The sequence below is a fragment of the Sorangium sp. So ce834 genome, from assembly GCF_051521425.1.
GTDB lineage: Bacteria > Myxococcota_A > Polyangia > Polyangiales > Polyangiaceae > Sorangium > Sorangium cellulosum_D.
In genome coordinates this window covers 3,045,714-3,066,375 of record NZ_CP150351.1, presented here as the reverse complement: position 1 = coordinate 3,066,375, position 20,662 = coordinate 3,045,714, and the positions used below count along the sequence as shown (strand labels likewise).

Annotated in this window: 10 protein-coding genes and 1 pseudogene; 5 read left to right on the top strand and 6 right to left on the bottom strand. The window is 75.1% G+C overall.

What is annotated here, in order from left to right:
* Positions 1-36 precede the first annotated feature (36 nt).
* The 4 genes from WMF20_RS11045 (at position 37) to WMF20_RS11030 (ending at position 13,382) form a co-directional block, all read left to right on the top strand.
* The gene (locus WMF20_RS11045; protein ID WP_437613043.1) at positions 37-2,850 is read left to right on the top strand and encodes a hypothetical protein; all 2,814 of its coding nucleotides are present in this window, start codon (positions 37-39) and stop codon (positions 2,848-2,850) included.
* The gene (locus tag WMF20_RS11040; RefSeq protein WP_437613041.1) at positions 2,847-9,608 is read left to right on the top strand and encodes a HEAT repeat domain-containing protein; all 6,762 of its coding nucleotides are present in this window, start codon (positions 2,847-2,849) and stop codon (positions 9,606-9,608) included. The genes WMF20_RS11045 and WMF20_RS11040 overlap by 4 nt, the downstream gene beginning before the upstream one ends.
* Positions 9,605-11,494, top strand: coding sequence for an SWIM zinc finger family protein (locus WMF20_RS11035; protein ID WP_437613039.1), 1,890 nt, complete (start codon positions 9,605-9,607; stop codon positions 11,492-11,494). Before WMF20_RS11040 ends, WMF20_RS11035 begins: the two co-directional genes overlap by 4 nt.
* Before the next feature lie 412 nt (positions 11,495-11,906).
* Positions 11,907-13,382, top strand: coding sequence for a reverse transcriptase family protein (locus WMF20_RS11030; protein ID WP_437613037.1), 1,476 nt, complete (start codon positions 11,907-11,909; stop codon positions 13,380-13,382).
* Between the two features lie 62 nt (positions 13,383-13,444).
* On the opposite strand, the gene WMF20_RS11025 is transcribed toward WMF20_RS11030, so the two are convergent.
* The 3 genes from WMF20_RS11025 to WMF20_RS11015 form a co-directional block, all read right to left on the bottom strand.
* Positions 13,445-13,894, bottom strand: coding sequence for a hypothetical protein (locus WMF20_RS11025; RefSeq protein ID WP_437613035.1), 450 nt, complete (start codon positions 13,892-13,894; stop codon positions 13,445-13,447).
* Between the two features lie 342 nt (positions 13,895-14,236).
* Positions 14,237-15,088, bottom strand: a complete 852-nt coding sequence (locus WMF20_RS11020) for a PAS domain-containing protein (protein WP_437613033.1) — start codon at positions 15,086-15,088, stop codon at positions 14,237-14,239.
* 227 nt (positions 15,089-15,315) lie between these two features.
* The gene (locus WMF20_RS11015) at positions 15,316-16,809 is read right to left on the bottom strand and encodes a hypothetical protein (RefSeq protein ID WP_437613031.1); all 1,494 of its coding nucleotides are present in this window, start codon (positions 16,807-16,809) and stop codon (positions 15,316-15,318) included.
* A gap of 606 nt (positions 16,810-17,415) precedes the next feature.
* On the opposite strand from WMF20_RS11015, the gene WMF20_RS11010 reads away from it, so the two are divergent.
* Positions 17,416-18,255, top strand: coding sequence for a hypothetical protein (locus WMF20_RS11010; RefSeq protein ID WP_437613029.1), 840 nt, complete (start codon positions 17,416-17,418; stop codon positions 18,253-18,255).
* On the opposite strand, the gene WMF20_RS11005 is transcribed toward WMF20_RS11010, so the two are convergent.
* From WMF20_RS11005 to WMF20_RS10995, 3 genes and pseudogenes are all read right to left on the bottom strand, one after another.
* A complete protein-coding gene (locus WMF20_RS11005; RefSeq protein ID WP_437613027.1) occupies positions 18,243-20,072 on the bottom strand; it encodes a hypothetical protein in 1,830 nt (609 codons plus the stop codon). The genes WMF20_RS11010 and WMF20_RS11005 overlap by 13 nt on opposite strands.
* A gap of 197 nt (positions 20,073-20,269) precedes the next feature.
* A pseudogene (locus WMF20_RS11000) lies at positions 20,270-20,464 on the bottom strand (hypothetical protein); the annotation flags it as partial.
* Positions 20,465-20,656 (bottom strand): hypothetical protein, encoded by a 192-nt coding sequence (locus WMF20_RS10995; protein ID WP_437613025.1) that lies wholly within the window; start codon positions 20,654-20,656, stop codon positions 20,465-20,467.
* Positions 20,657-20,662: the final 6 nt, after the last annotated feature.

Here is a 20,662-nt window from a genome sequence, read left to right as displayed (position 1 = left end):
GCGATTCTCTCAGGCCATCCCGCCGCGGGAGGCGCCTTGGCGAGCTCACCGAACCCGATCGACATCGCGAACGTCAAGCAGCTCGCCGCGAGCGGCGCGCCCGCCCTGGCCGAGATCCTCGAGGCCTACCTCGAGCAGCCGGATCCCGCGCCGGAGGCGCCGCCCCGCGAGGGCGCGCTCACCTTCGCGGCGTTCCTGCGGCTGCTCTCGATCGCGCAGGGCAGGAGCACCCCCGAGCAGCGGCGCGAGCAGGCGACCGACGCGTGGCGGCGCTTCCTCGCGCAGGTCGACGCCGCGCCGCCGCCGCGGCTCGAGCTCGCCGATCTGCTCGTCCGCATCTACGAGGAGGGCACCGACGCCGGGCGCAGCGCGCTCTGCGACGTCGCGAAGAGCGCGCCGCTCGTCTTCGGCGCGTGGGGCGGGCTCAAGCGCATCTACAAGCTGGCCGAGGCGCGCCTCGACGCGGAGCTCTTCGGCGCCCTCGCCTACCGCTTCGACACCGAGCTCTCGCGCGGCGGGCGGCGCGAGGTCTCCCGCGGCACCTTGATCTACATGCGCCGGCGCGCGTGGCGCTTCCTGCGCGAGCTCGGCCGGAGCACGCCCGAGCTCTACCCGCAGTTCGCGGTCGAGGTCCTCCGCCACTACACACAGGACACGGCCTTCCGCGACCTCTGGGTCGCGAACCACATCTGGGCGCACGGCGCGGGCAAGTACGACGGGCGCTCGTTCCACGGCGGCGTCCCGCCGAGCGACATGGTGAAGCACCGCGCCTTCGGCGAGGCGTGGAGGCGATCGCCCGATCCGCTGATGCTCCTGCTCTCGACCTGCCAGGCCGATCCGCCGGCGCGGTTCGCGATCCAGGGGCTCAAGAAGGACTTCGCCGACGCGTTGCGGAGCGCCGCCACGCCCGCGTGGCTCGCGCGCCTCGCGACCCGGCCGCTCGCGAGCGCGCACGACTTCCTCATCGAGACGCTGCTCGGCTCGCCGGAGCTCCACCAGAGCAAGCTGCGGGGCCTCGGGCTGCACGACGCCGCGCTCGCGCTGCTCGGCTCGCCGAGCGCCAAGGCGCGCGCGTTCGCGATCGAGTACGCCCGCGCGCACGCGGCGGATCTCGACCCGGAGCGGCTCGCCGCGCTGCTCGCCTCCGAGCACAAGGAGACGCGCGCCTTCGCGGCGTCGGCGCTGCAGGGCAGGAGCCCGCGCGCGCTCGGCTTCGCGTTCCTCGGGCGGCTGCTCGAGCGCGGCGAGACCGAGGCCTGGGCCGGAAAGGCGCTCGGCGAGAGCTTCGACCGCGCCGAGCTGCCCGAGCCGTTCCTCGTCGACATGATCTACGGCGAGGGCGCGCAGAAGCGGTGGGCCACCGCTTACTTCAAGGCGAAGTACCGGCCGGGAGAGCTCGGGCCGGCCTTCTGGATCCGCGTGCTCGACGACCCGCGCCACGAGGACGACGATCGCGCGACGGAGATCGCGCTCGACGCGCTCGGCAAGCACCCGGTCGCGGCGATCGGGACGCCGTGGCTGCTCGGCGCGCTCACCCGGAAGCGCATCGGGCGCGCCGTCGCGGCCTGGCTGGAGAAGGCCGACGCCCTGCCCGACCTGACCGCCGAGGGCGTGGAGCGCCTGAAGGGGCTCGTCTTCAGCGCCGAGACGCGCGCGGTCGCGCTCTCGGTGCTCGGCAACCCGAAGATCGTGACCCCGCGGCAGCTCACCCTGCCCTGGCTGCTCGCGCTCGCGCGGCGCGCGGACCCCACGCTGAACGGCTTCGCGCGCCGGTACCTCCTCGCGCACATGAAGCCGCAGGACTTCGACGCGGGGCAGGACGCGGGCGGCCGCGGCGATCGCGAGGCGGGCACCGCGCGGCTGTTCGCGCTCGCGCTCGGCGAGAAGGAGCCCGAGCCGATGCGCGCGTTCGCGCAGACCTACCTGCGGTGCCACCACCCGACGCTCGGGCCCGAGCAGGGCGAGGCCAAGGAGCTCGATCTGAAGCCGGCGCTGAAGCGCGCGGCGTTCACCGCCGAGCGGATCTGGCCCGCGCTCTCCGACAAGCGGGACGACGTCCGGCGCTTCGCCGCGCTGATCACCCGCGCGGAGCTGCGGGCGTGGGGCTACCAGGCCCGCGTCTACGAGCTCGCCCACAGCGACGCGAAGGAGGTGCGCAACATCGCCTTCGACGCGCTCCGCAAGGCCGGCGACCCGTCGGCCGATCCGGCGATGACGCTCACGCTCGACGAGCTCGATCCGGCGCAGGTCTTCGCGCTCACGGAGAGCCTGAAGAAGAGCGCGCGCGAGCTCGGCCTGTCGCTCATCCTGAAGCACTACGCGCGCCTCGGCGGCCCGGAGCGCCTCGGCTGGCTGATGCAGAGCGCCGACCGCGAGGTGCGCCTCTTCGCGGTGCGGATGCTCTGGGAGAAGCACCGGCCGCGCGATCTGCCGCCGGGCTGGCAGCCGCGCGGCGCGCGTGGGGAGGAGAAGGACCCGCGCCCGGCGGCGGAGGCGCCCGAGGACGCGGGCCGGTTCGCGGACGTCGAGGCGCTCCGGGCCTTCCTGCGGTACGTGCTCTCCGGCATCCCCGCGGGGCGCTCGCCGGAGCCGGGCGACGACGCGGGCCCGCGGCGGCGCCTCTCCGCGAGCGAGGCCAAGCGGCACGTGATCGAGGTCGTGCGCGATCTCGCGGTCGAGGACGCGGCGTTCGCGGCGCTCGTCGCCCCCGTCATCGCCGAGTTCACCGGATCGATCGCGAAGGGCGAGTGGCAGGCCTGCCTGGCGGCGCTGATGCGGCTCCGGCGCGCGCACCCGGGGCTCGAGATCGAGGGGCTCGCCGCGCCGAGCGCCGGACAGGAGCGCGCATGAGCCACACGATCGGCCACTACGAGAAGGTCCGCGCGCTCGCCGCCGGCCCGCGGCTCCTCGCCGTCGGCGGGGTGCGCGCGCCGGCGCCGGGCGGGGCGGGCGGGACATCGCCCGCGGGATCGCCCGCCGGCGCGAGCCAGGTGACGCTGTTCGATCACGCGGCGAACAAGCCGGTGCGCTCGATCGACGTGCCGGCGCACGTGCTCGGCCTCGCGTTCGCGGGCGACCTGCTCGCCATGGCGTGCTCCGACGGCGCGCTGCGCCTCGTCGCGGGCGGCGCGGCCGAGGCGCGGGCGCTCGACGCGCACCCGGGCGGCGTCACGGCGGTCGCGGCGGCGCCGGGCGGCGCGCGCCTCGCGACCGTCGGCGCCGACGGCGCGCTGCGCGTCTTCCGCGTCGGCGGCGGCGACGGGTCCCCTGCCGCGCCGCCCGGGGCCGCGGCCGAGATCGCGTCGTTCGCGCTCTCGGCGGCGCCGCTCCGCGCCGTCGCCTTCGACCCCGCCGGCGAGCTCGTCGCGGCCGCGGGCGACGACGGCGTCGTCCGCGTGATCACCCTGTCGACCGGCGCCCGCCGCGACATGCCCGGGCACGACGGGCCGGTCGCGGCGCTCGCGTTCACGCCGCGCGACGGGCGGCTCGCCTCGGGCGGCGACGACGGCACCGTGCGGCTCTGGTACCTCGTCGGCGACGTCGAGTGCGAGGTGCGCGGCGCGGACGGGAGCGGGCACGCGGGCGGGGTCCGCGCGCTGCTGTGCCTGCCCACCCCGCCGCCGCAGGACGACGGCAAGGAGGCCGGCGATCGCCTGCTGTCCGCGGGCGCGGACGGCGCGATCCGCGTCCACCGGCTCGCGGACCGGCGCAAGCCGCGCACCCTGGAGACGAGCGCGCTGCCGCTCCACGCGCTCGCGCTCGCGCCCGCCGAGGGCGCCCCCGCGCGCAAGGGGTCGCGCGCCTCCGGCGGCCGCGGTGCGGCGGACGCGAAGGACGGGCTCGGCGCCGTCTTCGCCGCGGGAGACCGGCGCACCGTGTGGCGCTTCCCGATCGACGCGGCGGGCGTGCCCGCGGACGGCGCCGCGGAGCTCGCGCACGGCTTCGACGCCCTCGCCCAGGCGCTCTCCGGGGCGCGGCCGGCCCGCGAGGCCGCCGTCAAGACGCTCGCGGCGCTCGACGAGCCCGAGGCGCTCGAGGCCGCGGCGCGCGCGCTCCGGTCGGACCGCGACGCCGAGGTGCGCGCGCTCGCCGCCCGCGAGCTCGGGGCGCGCGGGCGCCGCGGCGCGCGCGCGAAGCTCCGCGAGGCGCTCGACGACGAGCACGCGGCCGTCCGCCTGGCCGCGCTGGAGGCGCTCCGCGCGATCGACCGCGACGCGCCGCTCACCCCGCTCCGCGCGGGGCTCGAGGCGCGCGCCGCGGACGTCCAGCGCCGGGCGCTCGTCGAGCTCGGCAAGCTGCACGGCAGCTCGCCGCTCATCCCGGGGCTCATCGCCGACAAGCTCGCCGCCCGCGACGCGTCGGTCCGGCTCACGGCGCTCGACCAGCTGGAGGAGCTCCACCCGGGCAGCCCGGAGCCGCTCCGCGCCGCGTTCGAGCGCGGCCCGGCCGACCTCCGGGTCGAGGCGCTCATCCGGGCCGCGCTCCAGGGCTGGCTCTCGGCCCCGGGCTTCGCGCCGATCGCCGGGCGCGCGCTCGACGACGAGGATCCCGAGGTGCGCCGCATCGCGTTCGCGGCGAAGGTGATCGAGCGGCGGGCGCTCGCCCACGCGCTCGAGGGGCGCGACGAGGACCTCGGCCGCGCCGCGCTCGACATCGCCCGGCGCGCGGCCGAGGTGCTGCGGCGCGCCCGCGACGGCGCGGGCGAGCCGCCCGCGCCGGACGCGAAGGCCAAGCCGAAGGCGCCCGACGACGCGGACCTGAAGGCCGCGCGCGCCCGGATCCCCGGCGTGGGCAGCCCCGGCGCCGAGCCGGCGGAGGCCGACCTCGAGCCGCTGCTCACCGCGATGGCGTGCCGCACGCCGGACACGGCGGTGCGCGGCGCGCGCGGGCTCGCGCAGCTCGGCGACACGCGCGCCCTCGGCGCGCTGCTGCAGCTCACGCGCGAGCAGGACCCGTCGCTGCGCCGGCAGGCGGCGACCGCGCTGGCCGAGCTCCGGGACACGCGCGCCGAGAAGCGGCTCGTCTGGATGCTCGACGACGCGGACGGCGCGGTGCGCGCCGCGGCGCTCGAGGCGTACGCGCGGCTCGAGCCGTCGGCCCCGCTCGCCGTGGCCGAGGCGTCGCTCCGCTCGTCGCAGGAGGACATCCGCGTCCGCGGGCTCGACCGGCTGGTGGCCCTCGCCGGCGAGGGCAAGGGGCCGAGGCCCCCGGAGGCCGAGGCGCTGCTCGCCGACGCGATCGAGGACGAGTCGCCCAAGGTCCGCCGCGAGGCGTTCCGGACGCTCTGGTCGTGGCACGCCTCGGATCCGCGGACGGCGCTCGACCGCGCCCAGCGCGCGCGCTTCCCCGACCTGCGCCTGCGCGCCGTCGAGGAGCTCAAGGCGCACGGCGAGCAGCCGTGGGCCGCCGAGCGGCTCCAGGCGGCGATCGGCGACCGCGACGACGGCGTGGCCCAGGCCGCGTACGAGGCGGTCGTCAAGCTGCGCGGCAAGGACGCCGCGGAGCCGCACCTCGCCGCGATGGCGTCGATCCACCCGTCGGTCCGCGAGAGCGGCGCGCGCGGGGCCGCGCGCGCGCCGGTGAGCGACGCCGGCCGCAGCGCGCTCATCCGGCTGCTCGAGGACGACCACGCGGGGCCGCGCACCGCCGCGATCGAGGCGCTCGACAAGCTCCTGCCCGGCGAGGCCGGGCCGCTCCACATCGGCCTCCAGTCGAGCCACCTCGACCTCCGGGTGCGCGCGGCCGAGCTCTGCGCCGCGCGGCGCGACGAGCAGCCGATCAACCCGATGCGGGCGCTCCTCGCCGACAAGAGCCTCTTCAAGGAGCTCCCGATCCAGATCCTCGGCCCGCTCCGCGCCCGCGCCGCGACCGCGCTGGCGACGCTCGGCGCGCCGCGGCTCGTCAAGTACTTCGCCACCGAGCTGCTCAAGGACGACTACCCCGACGTGCGCGAGCAGGCGGCGCGCGGGCTCGCCATGGCCGCCCGCCGCGGCGAGGAGGGCTACCTGCTCGACGCCATGGGCCACGCCGACGTCGCCGTGCGCTCGTGGGCCGCCGACGGGCTGGCGCGGCTCGGCGACGTGCGGGCGCTGCCGGTGCTCACGGGCACGCTGCGCCACGAGCACCCGCCCATCCGCGTCGCGACGATCATGTCGTTCGCGGCGCTCGGGCCCGAGGGCTACGGCGGGATGCTGCAGGGCCTCGAGGACAGCTCGCGCGAGGTCCAGGAGCTCGTCTTCGCGATCGTGCTCGCGCGCGACCTCCGGGCCTTCCGCCGCGGCGATCCGCCGGATCTCCTGACGAGCGCGCTCTCGTCGCAGCGCTCCGACGTGCGCTTCGCCGCGGCGCGCGCGCTCGAGCTGCGCACCGATCCGGAGGCGTACCTCGCCCACCTCATCGAGGTGCTGATGCCCCCGCGCCCCGACGCCGCGGCGCAGCCGGACCGGGATCGCGACGGCGCGGCCGAGGGCGACAGGCCCGCCGGCATGAAGGAGTGGCCGCCCGAGGTCGCGCGCGGCCGCGTCCTCGTGGGGCTCGCCGAGGCGCTCGCCAGCGACAACCCGGAGCAGCGGTACGCGGCCGCGCAGGTGCTCCGCATCCGCCGCAAGCCGGTCGAGTACTTCCGCGAGGCGAAGCGGGTGGCCGCGCTGCGCCCGGCGGGCGCGCCCGTCGCGGCGGACACGACCCCGCGCGCCGCGGAGGAGACCGACACGCGGCCGGCGAAGGGGTGGCTCCGCCGCCTGTTCGCGCAGCCCGGGCAGAAGCAGGGCGACCGGCCGGGCGGCGACGCGGTCCCGGAGGGCGAGCAGCGCCGGCTGCGCTGGCTCGCGTTCGGCGCGTACATGGGCCTGCTCCGGCAGGTCTCGCCGGGCGACGACGAGGCGCACCGGACCCGCCGCGACGCCATCGACCGCATCGTCGACGTCTGCCAGAAGGGCCACGTCAGCAGCACGGCGGCGATCCCGCCGCTCGTCCGGGCGCTCGACGACCCGCACCACCTCGTCCGCAAGGCGGCCTTCGCCGGGCTCAAGGCGCTCTTCCCGGCGGGGGCGAGCGAGCCGCTCGCGCTCGGGCTCGCGTCGGCGTCGGCCGACGTGGCGCGGACCGCGCTCGACGAGATCGCGGCGCGCGGCGACGGCGCCCGGCCCGAGATCGCGCGCGCGCTGAGCTCGCCGCTCTCCGACGTGCGCCGCTACGCCTTCGAGCTCCTCGAGCGGCTCTGCCCGAAGGGGAGCCTCGAGCCGCTGCTCGCCGCGCTCGGCAGCGAGCACGCCGACCTGCGCCTCGGCGTGCTCGAGCGGCTCGCGTCGTCGAGCGATCCGCGCATCGTGCCGGCCCTGTGCCGCGCGATGGAGAGCGACCACGACGATCTCCGCCTGCGCGCGGCGGAGCTCCTCGCCCGCCGCCGCGACGATCGCGCCGTCGACGTGCTCGCGGCGTTCCTGCGCGAGGGCGCGGCCCCGCCGGCGAGCGCGACGATCGCCCGCGCGCGCGAGGCGCTCGTCGCGCTCGCGAGCGGCGCCGCGGTGCGCGCCCTCGCGGCGCGCATGGACGAGGCCGCGGCGCCGGCCGACCGCGCCGCGCTGGCGCGCGCGCTCGGGAGCACCCGCAACCCGGAGGCGATCCCCGCCCTCGCGGCGCGCTTCGAGGACGAGGCCGCCGAGGTCCGGGGCGCCGCGTTCAAGGCGTGCCTCGAGATCGTCGACCGCGGGCGCGAGCGCGACAAGCGCGACGCGGCGCGCGCGGTCGCGTTCCTCGCCGCCGCCGCGCGCGCGAAGGACCCGGCGCTCCGCCTCGCCGCGGCGCGCGAGCTCGATCTCGGCGACGATCCCGCGCCGAACGACCTGCTCGTCCCGCTCTTCTCGGACCGCGACCTCCCCACGCGCGTCGCGGCCGTCACGTCGTACGCGAAGCGCGTGAAGGACAAGGGCGCGCCCACCGGCCCGCTCGAGGCGGTGCTGCGCGCCGGCGCGCGCGAGCTCGTGCTGCCGGCCGCCGAGGGGGTGGCCGCGCGGGGCCTCGCGGCGGCGCTGCTGCCGCTCATGCTCGTCGTGCGCGCGGGCGAGCCCGGGGAGCGGGAGCGGGCGCTGCTCGCGCTCGGCACGCTCGGCGACGCCCGCGCGCTGGACGAGCTCGAGGCGGTGGCCGCCGGCGGCACCAAGGAGGCGCCGGTCGAGACGAGCATGCAGGCCGCCGCCACCGAGGCGCTCGGCCGCATCGCCCCGAAGCTCGAGAGCGCCGAGCTCCGCCGGCGCGCCTCGGAGCGCGTCGAGCAGGCGCTCCACGCGGACGCCGTCGATCTCCGCGAGTCGGCGGCGCGGGGCGTGCGCTGGCTCGGCGGCGAGCGCGCCCGCGTGCTGCTGGAGGAGCTCGCGCGCGCCGGCGACACGCCCGACCGGCTCCGCCTCGTCGCCATGAACGAGCTCGGCGAGCTCGGCGACCGCGCGGCCGAGCTCGCCCTCGCGCGCGCGCTCGACGCGTGGAGCGCCGAGGTCCGCAAGGCCGCGCGCAAGGCGCTGGAGAAGCTCTTCCCGGGCGAGCGGACGCGCGTCGAGCTCCTCGCGGTCGCGAGCGAGCACGACGACATCGCGAGCCCGGCGGCGAGCTACCTCGCCGCGGAGGCCGACCCGACCGAGCTCCTGCCGCGGCTCGCGGCGCTCAAGGACGAGGAGCTCCGGCGGCGCCTCGCCATGGGCCTGCTCCGCCGCGGGGCGCTGCCGGCGGCCGCGCTCCGCGCCATGCTCGAGGACGACCGCGCCCCGGCGCGGCAGGAGGCCGCGCGGCTCATCGCCGCCGGCGCCGTGGACGGCGGTCGAGAGGCCCTCGCCGCGGCGGTCGCGGCCGCGGCGCGGCGCACCGCGGAGCGCTGGTCGGCCGCGCACGGCGACGCGCGCGACGCCGAGGCAGCGGCGTGGCGCGAGCTGCTCTGGGCCGGCGCGCGCGCCGGCGCGACGGCGATGGCGCCCGCGCTCTCCGCGCTCCTCGCGGACGGCGCCGCCCCCGGCGAGGTCCGCCGCGAGGCCGCGCGCGCCCTCGGCGCGCTCGCGACGGCCGCGGGCGGCGCGCCGCCCGCGGGCGCCGCGGCCGCCCTCGCGGCCGCCCTCGTGGACATGGACGCCGGCGTCCGCGCCTCCGCGGCGGCCGCGCTCGCCGCGCTCGCGCCGGACGGCGCGGCCGCGCGCGCGGCGGCGGCGCGGCCGTTCGATCCCGTCGCCTTCGATCCGACGGCGCGCGCCGCCCCGCCCGAGGCGCTCTCGGCGCTCACCGCGAGCGAGCCGGGCCGGCGCCTCGCGCTGCCGGCGATGCTCGCGCGCCGCGACGCCGCCGCGCTCGCCCCGCTGATCGCGCTCGCCAAGGGCGACGGCGGCGACGCCGCGGCCCGCCTCGACGCCATCGCGGCGCTCGGCCGCGCCGGCGGCGAGCGCGCGCTCGAGGCGCTGGCCGCGCTCGCGTTCGACAAGGCGGCGGCGCCCGACGTCGCCGTCCGCAAGGCCGCGTACCGGGCGTACCGCCGCGCGCAGCGCAGCGCCGCGAACGAGCGCGCGAGTCGGCCTTCGATCGCGCGCGCCCCCGCCGAGCCCGGGCCCCCCGACGGAGTCAACGCATGACCGCAGCCCTCGCCCGTCCGATCCTCCTCCGGTACGCCGCGCCGAGCGAGCTCGCCGCCGCCCCGCTCCAGTCGAGCGTGCGCCTCTCCCTCGACAGCGCCCGCGGCCCGGTCGGCGTGCGCGGCCCCCTCCGCGACGCGGCGCTGTTCCGCGACGCGATGGCCACGCTGGCGACGCTCCTGGAGAGCGACCTCCGGTACAAGGGCCGCGATCGCACCGCGTACCTCGCCTACCTGATGAAGCAGGGCAAGAAGGCAACGGCGGCGATCTGGGAGGCGCAGAAGGCGTACCTGGAGGGCGCCCTCGGCGGCGGCGCCGCGGGCCAGGGCGACGGCTCCCCCGACGTGCGCAAGCCCGCCGGCGCGCTCGATCCGGTGCTCACGGTGCATCCGGACGAGGTCGCGATCGAGGTCTTCTCGCGCGACGAGAGCGCCTACGCCCGGCTCGCCTTCTCGAGCGATCTCTTCGAGGGCCGCGAGGCGGCCCACGGCACCGCCTTCGTCGATCTCTCGCCGCGCATCGTCGAGCAGATCGATCGCCTGCGCGTCTACACGAAGGTGGAGCTCGACGCCGGCGCGTCCCTCGCCGCGCCGCCCACGTCGCCCACGTCGCCCACGTCGATCGAGCGCTCGCTCGAGGTCCCGGCGACGTGGCTGCGCGGCTTCCTCCAGGTGCAGTCGGCGGCGACGCTCCCCGCGGTCTCGTGCGAGCTCGCCCCGATCGACCTCTACAACGCCCTCTTCGTGCTCCGCACGCGCAAGGCGAAGAAGCCGCCCCGCGGCCTGCGCTTCGAGCTCGTCCCCGGCAAGCCGCCGCGCCTCATCCTCGAGCCGTGGGAGATCCTCCTCGAGGGCCACGGCCCGCCGTACGAGGGCCCGCCGCGCGTGGTCCGGACCTTCGGCCGGCAGCGGCTGCTCGCGCTCTCGCGCCTCCTGCCGCACGTGCGGAGCGCCCGCGCCGAGCTCCGGGGCCCCGGGCTGCCGGTCTTCTGGGTGCTCGATCTCGGCCGCGCGACGCTGACCGTCGCGCTCACGGGCTGGACCGACGCGAGCTGGGCCAGCGCCGCCTCGTTCGACGCCCTGATGCCCCGCGACGGGGGGCGCGGCGCCGGCGCGCTCGACGCGCTCGCCGGCAGGCAGCGCGCCCTGCTCCGCGAGCGCGGGCCGCTCCCGCTCGCGGCGCTCGCGGCCGGCGCGAGCGCCGAGGACGCCCGCGCGGCGCTCCAGCTCGAGTGCCTGCGCGGCCGCGTGCTCTACGACGTCGCGCGCCGCGTCTACCGCCCGCGCGAGCTCTTCGCCGAGCCGGTCGACGAGCGCGAGATCCGCTACGGCTCGCCCCGCGAGGCCGCGGCCCACCGCCTGCTCGCCGCGCCGGGCGCGGTGCGGCCGACCAAGGTGCACGAGATCGCCGGCGAGGGCACGGAGATCCACGGCGAGGTCGCGGACCGGGAGGCGCACCGCGGCTTCTCGCCCCGGTTCACGGTGGATCTCGAGGGCCGCGTCTCGGACGCGTGGTGCAGCTGCCCCGCGTTCCGCCGGAGCGGCCTCCGCGAGGGGCCGTGCGAGCACATGATCGCGCTCCGCGTCGCCTACGCCCGCGAGCGCGCCGCGCAGGACGCCCAGCGAAAGACGGCCGAGGGGCGGGCGCTCATCCGCGCCGAGACGCGCACCTACGTGCGCCGCGAGGCCTCGGGCGCGGAGGTGGTCTACCGTGTCTCGCTGGACGACCGTGTCGTGCACCTGTCGTGGGGCACGCGCGGCAAGGATGACCCTCGTCATCAGCGCATTTGGTTTGACACGGACGGCGAAGCGCGCGACGCGTATTTCAAGCGGCTGGATGCGTTAACATCGTCGGGGTTCGTCGACGCCGAGGCGTCGTCGGCGTGACGAGGGGGAAGGAGGTCGAGCGTCAGCAAACGTGAGATTGCATCGTGCTGCCAGGAGAGGTTCTGAACGCACCAGCCTCCGCGCCTCGAGCGCAGGAGCGGCGTCGCGCCGCTCTGGAGGAACCGCCAGTCACTCTCCGCAAGGTAGCCTGTTCTTGGTTCTCTTCGGCTAGACCAGCGCTACGGCGCCGGGAGAGCTGAGACAACCTCGCAACCGCCGTTTCTCCCGGCGCCGTAGCGCTGGTCTAGCCGGAGAACCGGTGAGGCTACCGTGCCCCAAGCGAAGAAGGTGATGCGCTCGGGGCCTCTCTTGGCGACATGAGCCCGCGATCGGCGAAGGGCGATCCCGCCGCGCGCGGAGCGCGGCCGCCGGCCGCTTCCATCGTGCTTCACAGCCGCGCTTTCACCGAGACATGACCGCGAAGATCGACGCGACCGTCCCCGCCCGAGCCCCCGTCGTTCTCCCCCTCGCGACGCCGCCCGCCCCCTTCGCGGCGGCCCGCGGCAGCGCCGAGGAGCGCCGCCTCGCCCACGAGGAGCGCGTCGCCCGCTGGAAGGCGATCGCCGAGGCGGGCGGGATCGACGCGTGGGTGAGCGCGGAGCTCGCCGCGCGCGGCGCCGTCGCGACCGGCGATCCCAAGGCGATGTCGGACCGCGAGCGCGCCCAGTGGAAGGAGCGCAAGAAGGTCGAGGCCCGCGAGCGCCGCGCGCTGCGCCGCCTCGCGTGGGAGGCGTACCTCGCCACGCACATCAACCACCTCGGCGCCGGCGTGCATTTCCGCGATCGCGAAGGGCCGGACGCCTTCGATGTCCCGGGCCTCGCCGAGCGCGCGCGGTCGCGCGGCCTCCCCGACCTGCCTTCCGCGGGCGAGCTCGCGAGCGCGCTCGGGCTGACGATCCCGCGGCTCCGCTGGCTCGCGTACCACCGCGAGGTCGACACCGGCACGCATTACCGGCGCTGGCTGATCCCGAAGCGCGACGGCAGCGCGCGCGCCATCTCATCTCCGAAACGGGAGCTCAAGCGCGCGCAGCGCTGGGCGCTCCGCAACCTGTTCGAGAGGCTCCCGGTCCACGCCGCGGCGCACGGCTTCCTCGCGAGCCGCTCCATCGTCACGAACGCGGCCGCCCACGCCGGCGCCGACACGATCGTCAAGATCGATATCAAGGATTTTTTCCCGACGATCACGTGGCGCCGCGTGCGCGGCCTGCTCCGCAAGGCGGGGGTGGCCGAGGGTCCGGCGACGCTCGTCGCGCTCCTCGCCACGGAGGCGCCGCGCGAGGTCGTGCAGTTCCGCGGGCAGACGCTCCACGTGGCGACCGGCCCGCGCGTGCTCCCGCAGGGCGCGCCCAGCTCTCCCGCGATCACGAACGCGATCTGCCTGCGGCTCGATCGGCGCGTGTCCGGGCTCGCGCGCAAGCTGGGGTTCCGTTACACGCGCTATGCGGACGATCTCACCTTCTCCTTTCGCGCGCCCGAGGCGCCCGAGGCGCCCGGGCTCGCCGGCGCCGCGCGGCCGCGCGCGCCGGTGGGCGCGCTGCTCCGGGGCGTCCGGGAGATCTTGAGCGCGGAGGGCTTCCGGCTGCACCCGGGCAAGACCGTGGTGATGCGCAAGGGCAGCCGCCAGAAGGTGACGGGCCTCGTCGTCAACGGCGCTGGCGAGGCGGCCCCGGCGGCGCGGGTCCCGCGCGAGCGGGTGCGCGCGCTGCGCGCGGCGATCCGCAATCGGGAGCTGGGGAGGCCCGGCAAGGGGGAGACGCTCGCGCAGCTCAAGGGGCTCGCGGCGTTCGTGTACATGACCGATCCGGTCAGGGGACGCGCGTTCCTCGGGCGCATCGAGGCGCTCGAGCGGAATCAGCCGGCGCCGGCCGATGGGGAATCCGGGCGGTAGCCGGGCCAGGCGGCCTGTTCAGAGCGCCGCGCGGGCGATGGCCAGAGCAGGCAGCGAGAGGGCTACTGTCGCTCCATCTTGAGCAGCGTGACGTCCCCCGCGTCCCTGCTGACCGCTGTCCCCCGCTGCCCTTGCGCCGTCACCACCCAGTCGAAGACGCTGACGCCGCCGGACGAGTCGACCGTGGTGAAGGTGCCCGTGCCGTCCTCGTCCAGCGTCCATGTACCGGTAAAGGTATCGGTGAAGTACGTACCCTCGATATTCCCCGATTCCGTGGCGGTGAGCCTCCCATTGCGGTGGAATGTAATGGTCCCATTCGCCACGAAATTGCCTTGCCCGACGATGGTGCCGGAGGCGTCCCAGCCGAAGCGGCCCTGAAAACCGCTGCCCTTGCGCTCGGACGCCGCAGGCTCCTTCGCGTGAGCGATACCGACGCCATGCTGTTCCACGTCGAGGAAGCACGCGCCTGTCAGCAGACCAACGATCGCCAGCCTTACCAACGACTTTTTCATGTTGCACCTCCACTCTCGGCTTTCGCGGAGCGGGTATGTTCGAGATGGTCCGATGAGGGGCCACAGGCCCCCTCGATCCGAGCGCTTGCGTCTCCGCGCCTGCGGCGTGCCCAGATGGGTGATGACCCGAGGGACGCCGCGAGCATCGAGCACCCAAGTCTCGGTATCTGATCGAGGTTACGAGCCGGCGGGCTCAGCTGTCAACACCCGAGGGCACGACCGGGGCAAACCCGCTCGAATGTCGGAGCCCGAACAAATCTGCGGTACATGGCGCGCCCCGCGGGCTCGCCAGAAGGAGCGCGAAGCGACAATGGGAGGGCGCGCCGCGCCGAGCTCGCGGGCTCAGCTCCTGGTCGAGAAGAGGCGGATCGCGTCCTTCGGGGTGCGCGTCGTGACCATGCTCGAGAGATCGATGCCGAGCTCGGCGGCGAGCGCCGATTTCTCGTCCGCCTCGCGCCGGGCCGCCGCGGCCATCGTCTGGAGCTCGCGCGCCGAGCGCTGGAGCGCGTCCTGGGCGCGCTGGCGCTCGGAGACATCCACGCTGAAGCAAGCGACCTGCACCTCGCCGCTCCTGCGGACGATCGGCTTCTTGACGGTCTCGTACCAGTGCACCTCGCCGTTCGGCCGCGTCTCCTTCTCCTCGATGATCGCCGGCTGCCGCGTGTCGATGACCTGCCGGTCGACGCTGGCGAACCCCGCGGCCTCCTCCGCGCTCGCGGTGAGCTCGTGCTGGGACGCGTGGACGACCTGCTCCGGGGTCATGCCGTAGCAGTCCGCGAGCGCGCTGTTCGCCATGACGTAGCGGCTGTGCCGGTCCTTGATGAACATGAGGTTGGGCGCGAGGTCGATGAAGCTGCGCAGGAGCTCCACCTCCTCGGCGAGCTCCTCCTCGCGGCGGCGCGGCGCCGCCCCTTCCTGCGCGCGCACGTGCACGAAGGCGAGCGGCTCTCCCTCGTCCCTCGCGCAGCGCAGGAACGTCCAGCGCTGCGGGCCCGATCCGTCCGCCGCCCCCGCGTCGATCTCCACCCGGCGCTGCGCCCCTCCGAGCACCGCGCGCGCGGCCTCCTCGGCCTGCGGCGCGAGGACCGGCGCCGCCCCGAAGGCGTCGCGCCATGCCGCGTTGACCTCTCGCAGCCGCAGGGTCGCGTCGAGCACCGCGAGCGGCTCAGGGAAAGCGTCCAAGTCTGCGCGCATGCGCACCTCCGTGGCGGCCCGTGCGACGCTGCAAGCGCACCGTGCCGAGAGCGACGACGATGCCTGTACGGCGCGCGGTTGTCTACGGCGTGCGCCGGTGTGCTGTCGTGAGCACAGGCACCGTCCCGGGCGCTTTATCCATTCGACTTAGAAGCTTGTTCGTCCGCTTCGCAACAAGGGTGTCCGGGTCGCTCGCCAGGTGTGAGGCCGGGCTCGGACCTGAATGCCTAAGGATGGTTGGGCGGCTCGCTCCCCTTCGGGTTCAGGGGCAGCCGCGCCGCCGGGTCGCCGAGCAGCACGTAGCCGCGCAGATCGTTGCGGAGCATGAATGCGCGGCTGCGGTGGATGGGCTCGACCGGGGAGGGCCGGCTCCACGCGCGGGCGTCCTCTTCGGCCTGGAAGCCGGCGATCAGCTCGTCGTTGACCTCGCGGTACGAGCGCATCAGCGCGTCGACCGCCACGCCGGCGCGGCTGCCGCGGGCGGTCGCCTGGAGGCTGCTGAAGATCCGGGAGGCGCGGCTCTGCGCTGCCCGGCCCGGGTCGACGAAGCTGTAGGTCCAGGCGAGATCCAGGTGCCCGATCACCGCGAGCGGCCCGTCGGGGTTGCGGAGCGCGGCCTGCGGCAGCGCGGCGAGGAACGGGCGTTCGCCGTCGCCGGGCAAGCTCGCCAGCACGCGCCGGGCCTGGCCGGCATAGGCGCCCTCGCGCGCGAGGAGGGAGAGCCAGGGGTAGAACGCGCTCTGCGCGGGCGTCCCGGCCCCGAAGCAGGCCAGGCAGAACCACAGGCCGCCCGGGAGGAAGGGGGCGCGCTGGAGCATCTCCGCCGTGAGCAGCGCGTCGGGGCCTCCGCATGCGCCCACGAGCAGCGCCCCCTGGAGCGCGCGTTGCTGCTCGACGGAGGACCACCCGGCGCTGGGCCGGCCGAGCCCGTGGCTCACGGACAGGAGCACGGAGGGCCTCGCGGTGGTCCCCGCGCGGAGGAGCTCGTCCGCGATCTCGGCGCTCGGGATCTCGACCACGTTCGCGGCCGGGAAGCGCCGGCGGCCTGGCTTCTGCGCCATCGCGATGCAGGGATCGACGAGCAGGTCGCGCCCCAGCTCGGTCGCGGCGGTGCCGTCCTCCGCGACGTAGAACAGGGCGTCGGGCTGGTCGTGGTCTGTCGGCGCCTTTGCCCAGCGCACGACCTTCTCCGCGTAGGCGGCATAGCCGGCGAGATCCGGCCGGCCGTCTGCGCTTGCGACGTGGAGGCGGCCGACGAACGCGCCGTTCGCGAGGACGTGCTGGAGCTCGGCGGAGATCTGGTCGAGATCGCCGAGGAGGAGCAGGTACCGCGGCCTCTCCTCCTCCGGGACGCGCTCGTCGCGCAGCACCTCGTTCTTCCACCGGAGCGACTCGGCCATGCCCATGCCGGGCATGACGCGATAGGGCTCGACCTTCGCCCCCTGCTCGGCCTCGCGCAGCCGGAGGAGCGGCGCGATCGCCTCGAGCGCCTGGTCGCCCAGGGCGCCTTCGGGCGCGATCACCGACCAGCGCTGGAGCTCGAGATCGTTGGGATCGGCGTCGGGCATCTCGAGCGAGAGCGCGTCCACGGCCCGCGCGGTCTTTTCGGGCTTCGGCGCGCTGCCCGCCGCGAGCTCGGGCAGGCCCGCCGCGAGGGTGGGGCGGAGCTCGATGGCGTCCGCGAGCAAGAGCTCCAGGGTGCTGGGGGCTGCAGCGGTCATATCGGCGGCAGGGTGCCAGGGGCGTGCGGGCGGGTCAACGCGACGGGTCGGCGGCATTCCGAGGATGCTGTATCCATTGATGATTTCTCGCCGCCTGGCGCGGAGGAGCGGCCCAGAGCGGGAGGAGCGCACGGGCGGCGTTGTCCTTGAGGGACAGAATCGCCCCGTCGAACCTCGTGTTGTCGAGCCGTCGGCGGCGCCCTTGTCGGCGTGGCGGGCTGGCGACGCCCCCTGTTCCTTTCGATGGCCCCTCGCGGTAGAGTGACGCGGTGATGCGGCTGCGCGCCGAGAGCCCTGACGCGCTCGTATCGGAGGTGAACGATGCTGGACTGGCTCAAGAAGCGCTTCGGCTCGAAACATCAGCCCGTTCATCCACCGTGGAGAGCTGGTCAGTATGTGACCTATTTCCTCGAGCGCGAGGACGGGACCTGGACGGCCATGGCGATTCGCCTCCATGGCCAGCTGGACGATGGATCCTGGGCCCTCTCCGCAGATTTCAAGACCCCGCTCGGCGAGTGCGCGGCCTGGTTCCGCTCCGATCCGCGGGCCGCTCTGGACGCGCCTGATCCTACGCCGGGCCGGGTCGAGCGGATCCGAGGTGCCCCCATGAGTGGGAATGTCGACGTGGCGACGCTCGTCCAGCGACCCGAGATGCAGACGTCGATAGCGATGAACCTCCTCATCGTCCGCCGCTGGGACACTGCGAAGGAGGCCCTGGGCGGCGCCGCGCGCGAGGTCCGCTATCCGTGCGGGATCGACCGGGCGTACCCGCTCGTCACGCCCATCCCGGGGGCCGAGTACCAGAAGCACCATGATCTCAACCCGCGCGTGATGCTGACGGGCGTGGCGTGCTTGTCGATCGACGGCGGCAAGAACCCGATCACCGTGACCTCGTTCGGGTGGAGCGATCCCAAGGGGAGCATGCCCGACTCGTACGATGACTTCGTGGATTTCTCCCACCCGAAGCGCGTCGAGCACGAAGGGTTCTCGCTCACGTACCCGGCGACCTGGTTCCTCCGCTCGGAGGAAACCGAGGAGTCTGGCCTCCGGACCGCCAAGCACGTCGCGCAGCTCGGCGGCAACACCTGTGCGGCGACGCTCTCGGTCACCCTGTCCCACGGCGATGAGGCGCAGGTCGCCGCCGAGCGCGACGGCATCGTGAGCAGGCTGGAGGCGCTCCCTGGGTCCAAGGAGGGCGAGGTTCGCCGCCGAACGGCGGATGTTCCGGTGTTATCAGGGGACGCCGCTGGGTTCGCGTTCAATTTCATCGGTCCGGCGATCGAAGGCTTCTCCGCGAACGGCGTCTTTCGCGCGGAGGCAGGCGATCGCGTGGCGCATGTCTCCCTGTTTGGCTGCGTCGCGAGGGCGAACCCCCGCCGAGATCGAACGCTCGCAGAGATGCGCGCGGTGTTCCGCGAGACCGTGGAGAGCTTTCAGTGCACCTGAGCTGGATGCTCCGCGTCCGCAGCCCCTTCTCCTTCTGCTCCGTCCGCCCGCCGTGAGCTCGGCCCGGTGTGCTCAGGGGCAAGGCGAACGGCCTGGATCTCGTCCCGTGCGATCACGAACGTCGGTCGCCCTTCCCCCTCCGCGACGAGGACGCCATTGAAGCGGATGTCGAGCACGCGGACGCGCCGCGCTCGCGACCAGGGAGCGGCCCAGCCGGGCGCCGCCCCGACCACCAGGTCGACGGCCGCGCCCGTCTCGCTGGCGCGCTTCAGCTGCTGGTAGAGGCTCACGTCGCCAGGCAACGCCCACTCCGTGCTCAGCACCTCGTCGATGAAGCCCCAGCGGAGCCGGACGAAGCCCTGGAGGACACCGTACTGGTAGAATGCGTGGAGCGCCTTCACGTCGCTCTCGAGCCGGCGCGCGAGCTTCGCGTGGTCTCCTTCGGCCAGGTAGCTCGCCACCTTCTCCGGGTCGCCGAGAGGACGGCTGATCCCGGTGGTGCCGGCGATGAGGAGCTCCGGCGTGATCTCCAGGGTGCGGCCGGCGCGGTTCAGCCGTCTCGACTTCTTCGGCGGCCTGAGGTCCACGACGCGGCGGCGGTCGGCGTCGAGCCCCAGCGCGTGCAGTGTGTCGCGGATGTGGAGGCCGGCGATCACGTCGAAGCGCTCGAGCGCACCGGCGAGCTCGGCCATGTCGCGACCGAGGAAGGTCCGGATCGACCGCAGGCCGACGTCGAGCACCGCCGCGGCCTGCGGCTCTTCTGGAAAAGGCACCACGCGAACGACGGCGCGGCGGGCGGAGCGCGCGATCTCGGCGTCGCGGCGCGCCTCCGCGTCGAGCTCCGCCCGCCGGGCCGTGGAACTCGCCGCGAGTGCCGCGCGCTCCGCCCGCCGGGCGAGCACGGGCTGCGACAGCTTGCGGATCGCCCGCCGCATCGCGGCGAGGCCGGGCGCGCGCGGGGCCAGGGTGAGCCGTCCGCCGTCACCGAGGACGAAGAGGTCGCTGTTCTCTGGCCCGTTGCGCTCGCCGAGCGTCGTTCGATGCTTCGTGAGCGCCGCGAGGAAGGCCTCGATTTCATGGGCCGTCATCGCCGCTTGGCGCGCATCGAGCACGGCCGCGGCCTGTCGGACCCACGAGAGGCTCCACATCGAGCGATCGCGGAAGGCGGCGTCGATCTCCTCGGTGGACAGCGGGACGTCGTCGCCGGGCGCGGGAGGTGCTGGCGCGGGGAGCGGCGGCGCCGCGCATGTCGCGAGCAGGCCGGTGGCGCGCATGACGACGTGGAGCGCGAAGGCGTCGAGGTCGAGGCCGAAGTGGCCGGTCGCGTCGCGGTAGACCGGCGCCATGCCGTGCCACGCCTTCTTGAGCGAATGGGCGAGATCGCCGGTCTTTGCGAGCACGCCGGCCGCTTCGAGGCGCACCGCGATCTCGTCCAGGGTCATGGGTCCGCCGCGCTCGAGGAGGGCGACGATCATGAGGTGGAAGAGCTTCGCCGTGCCCTGCGCTGCGACGTCCTCGACCCGGGGAACGGCGATGCCCAGGCGCTCGCAATACCGGTTCTGCGCCGTGCTCATGACGCCGTCGGGGCGTGCCACGGCACGCTGCATGTCGCGTGAGCGCTCGGACCGAGCGCGGGTTTCTTCGCGGTTCTCCTGGTCCTCGTGGTTCGGGGCTTCGACCTCGGCATGGGCGCGCAGCCTACCGCAGGACGCGAGTCGGATGGTCGACGACAAGTGCGGTAAATTCGAGCGCGCAACCGGAACGCACGCCGGATGCGTTGTTGGCATTCCGATGAGACCCGTACGATTATCATGCATCGGCGCCCCTTGCGGAGGTTGGGCCCAGCGGGATGAGCGCGCGGGCGGCCGTTCCGTGAACGGCGTCGTGGATGGCGCGCTCTTCAGCGCTGCCGTTCGACGCTCCGGTAGATCGCGGCGGCGTCCTCGCCGCCGGCTTCCAGGTGCAGCTCTCCCTGCATCCTGGGCTGGAACGCGACCGTCATCACACCGACCACGTGCGCGGCCTTGTCGACGACCGGCGCGCCGCTGAAGCCGCGGAGGTCGACCGGCGGCTCGATGTCGTAGCGGAAGCGATGTCCGCTCCGCGCGGTGACCTTGCCGGCATAGACGTTCTGCTTGCAGGTCGCCTCGGCGTAGGGACAACCGACGAGATAGACCTGCTCGCCGACATCGACCGGCCGGGGGCGCAGCTACAGGGGCGTCGCGTGAAGGGGCTTCGCGATGTCCCTGAGGGTGAGGACCAGCCAGTCGAGCCTCGAGTCATCGAGGCCGTCGGCGGCGACCTTGCCGGCCTCGGCGGTCTGGTCCGGGAGCGTGCGCGGGAACAGGCGCCAGGACCGGATCGCGCTGTCGAGGGATGGGATGGATATCTCGGGGTCCACGCCGCC

Bases quoted from the DNA above. Each gene is read 5' to 3' on its own strand.
- WMF20_RS11005 (WP_437613027.1), bottom strand. From the start codon at position 20,072: ATGCATGATAATCGTACGGGTCTCATCGGAATGCCAACAACGCATCCG.
- WMF20_RS11015 (WP_437613031.1), bottom strand. From the start codon at position 16,809: ATGACCGCTGCAGCCCCCAGCACCCTGGAGCTCTTGCTCGCGGACGCC.
- WMF20_RS11025 (WP_437613035.1), bottom strand. From the start codon at position 13,894: ATGAAAAAGTCGTTGGTAAGGCTGGCGATCGTTGGTCTGCTGACAGGC.
- WMF20_RS11030 (WP_437613037.1), top strand. From the start codon at position 11,907: ATGACCGCGAAGATCGACGCGACCGTCCCCGCCCGAGCCCCCGTCGTT.
- WMF20_RS11010 (WP_437613029.1), top strand. From the start codon at position 17,416: ATGAGTGGGAATGTCGACGTGGCGACGCTCGTCCAGCGACCCGAGATG.
- WMF20_RS11020 (WP_437613033.1), bottom strand. From the start codon at position 15,088: ATGCGCGCAGACTTGGACGCTTTCCCTGAGCCGCTCGCGGTGCTCGAC.
- WMF20_RS11035 (WP_437613039.1), top strand. From the start codon at position 9,605: ATGACCGCAGCCCTCGCCCGTCCGATCCTCCTCCGGTACGCCGCGCCG.
- WMF20_RS11040 (WP_437613041.1), top strand. From the start codon at position 2,847: ATGAGCCACACGATCGGCCACTACGAGAAGGTCCGCGCGCTCGCCGCC.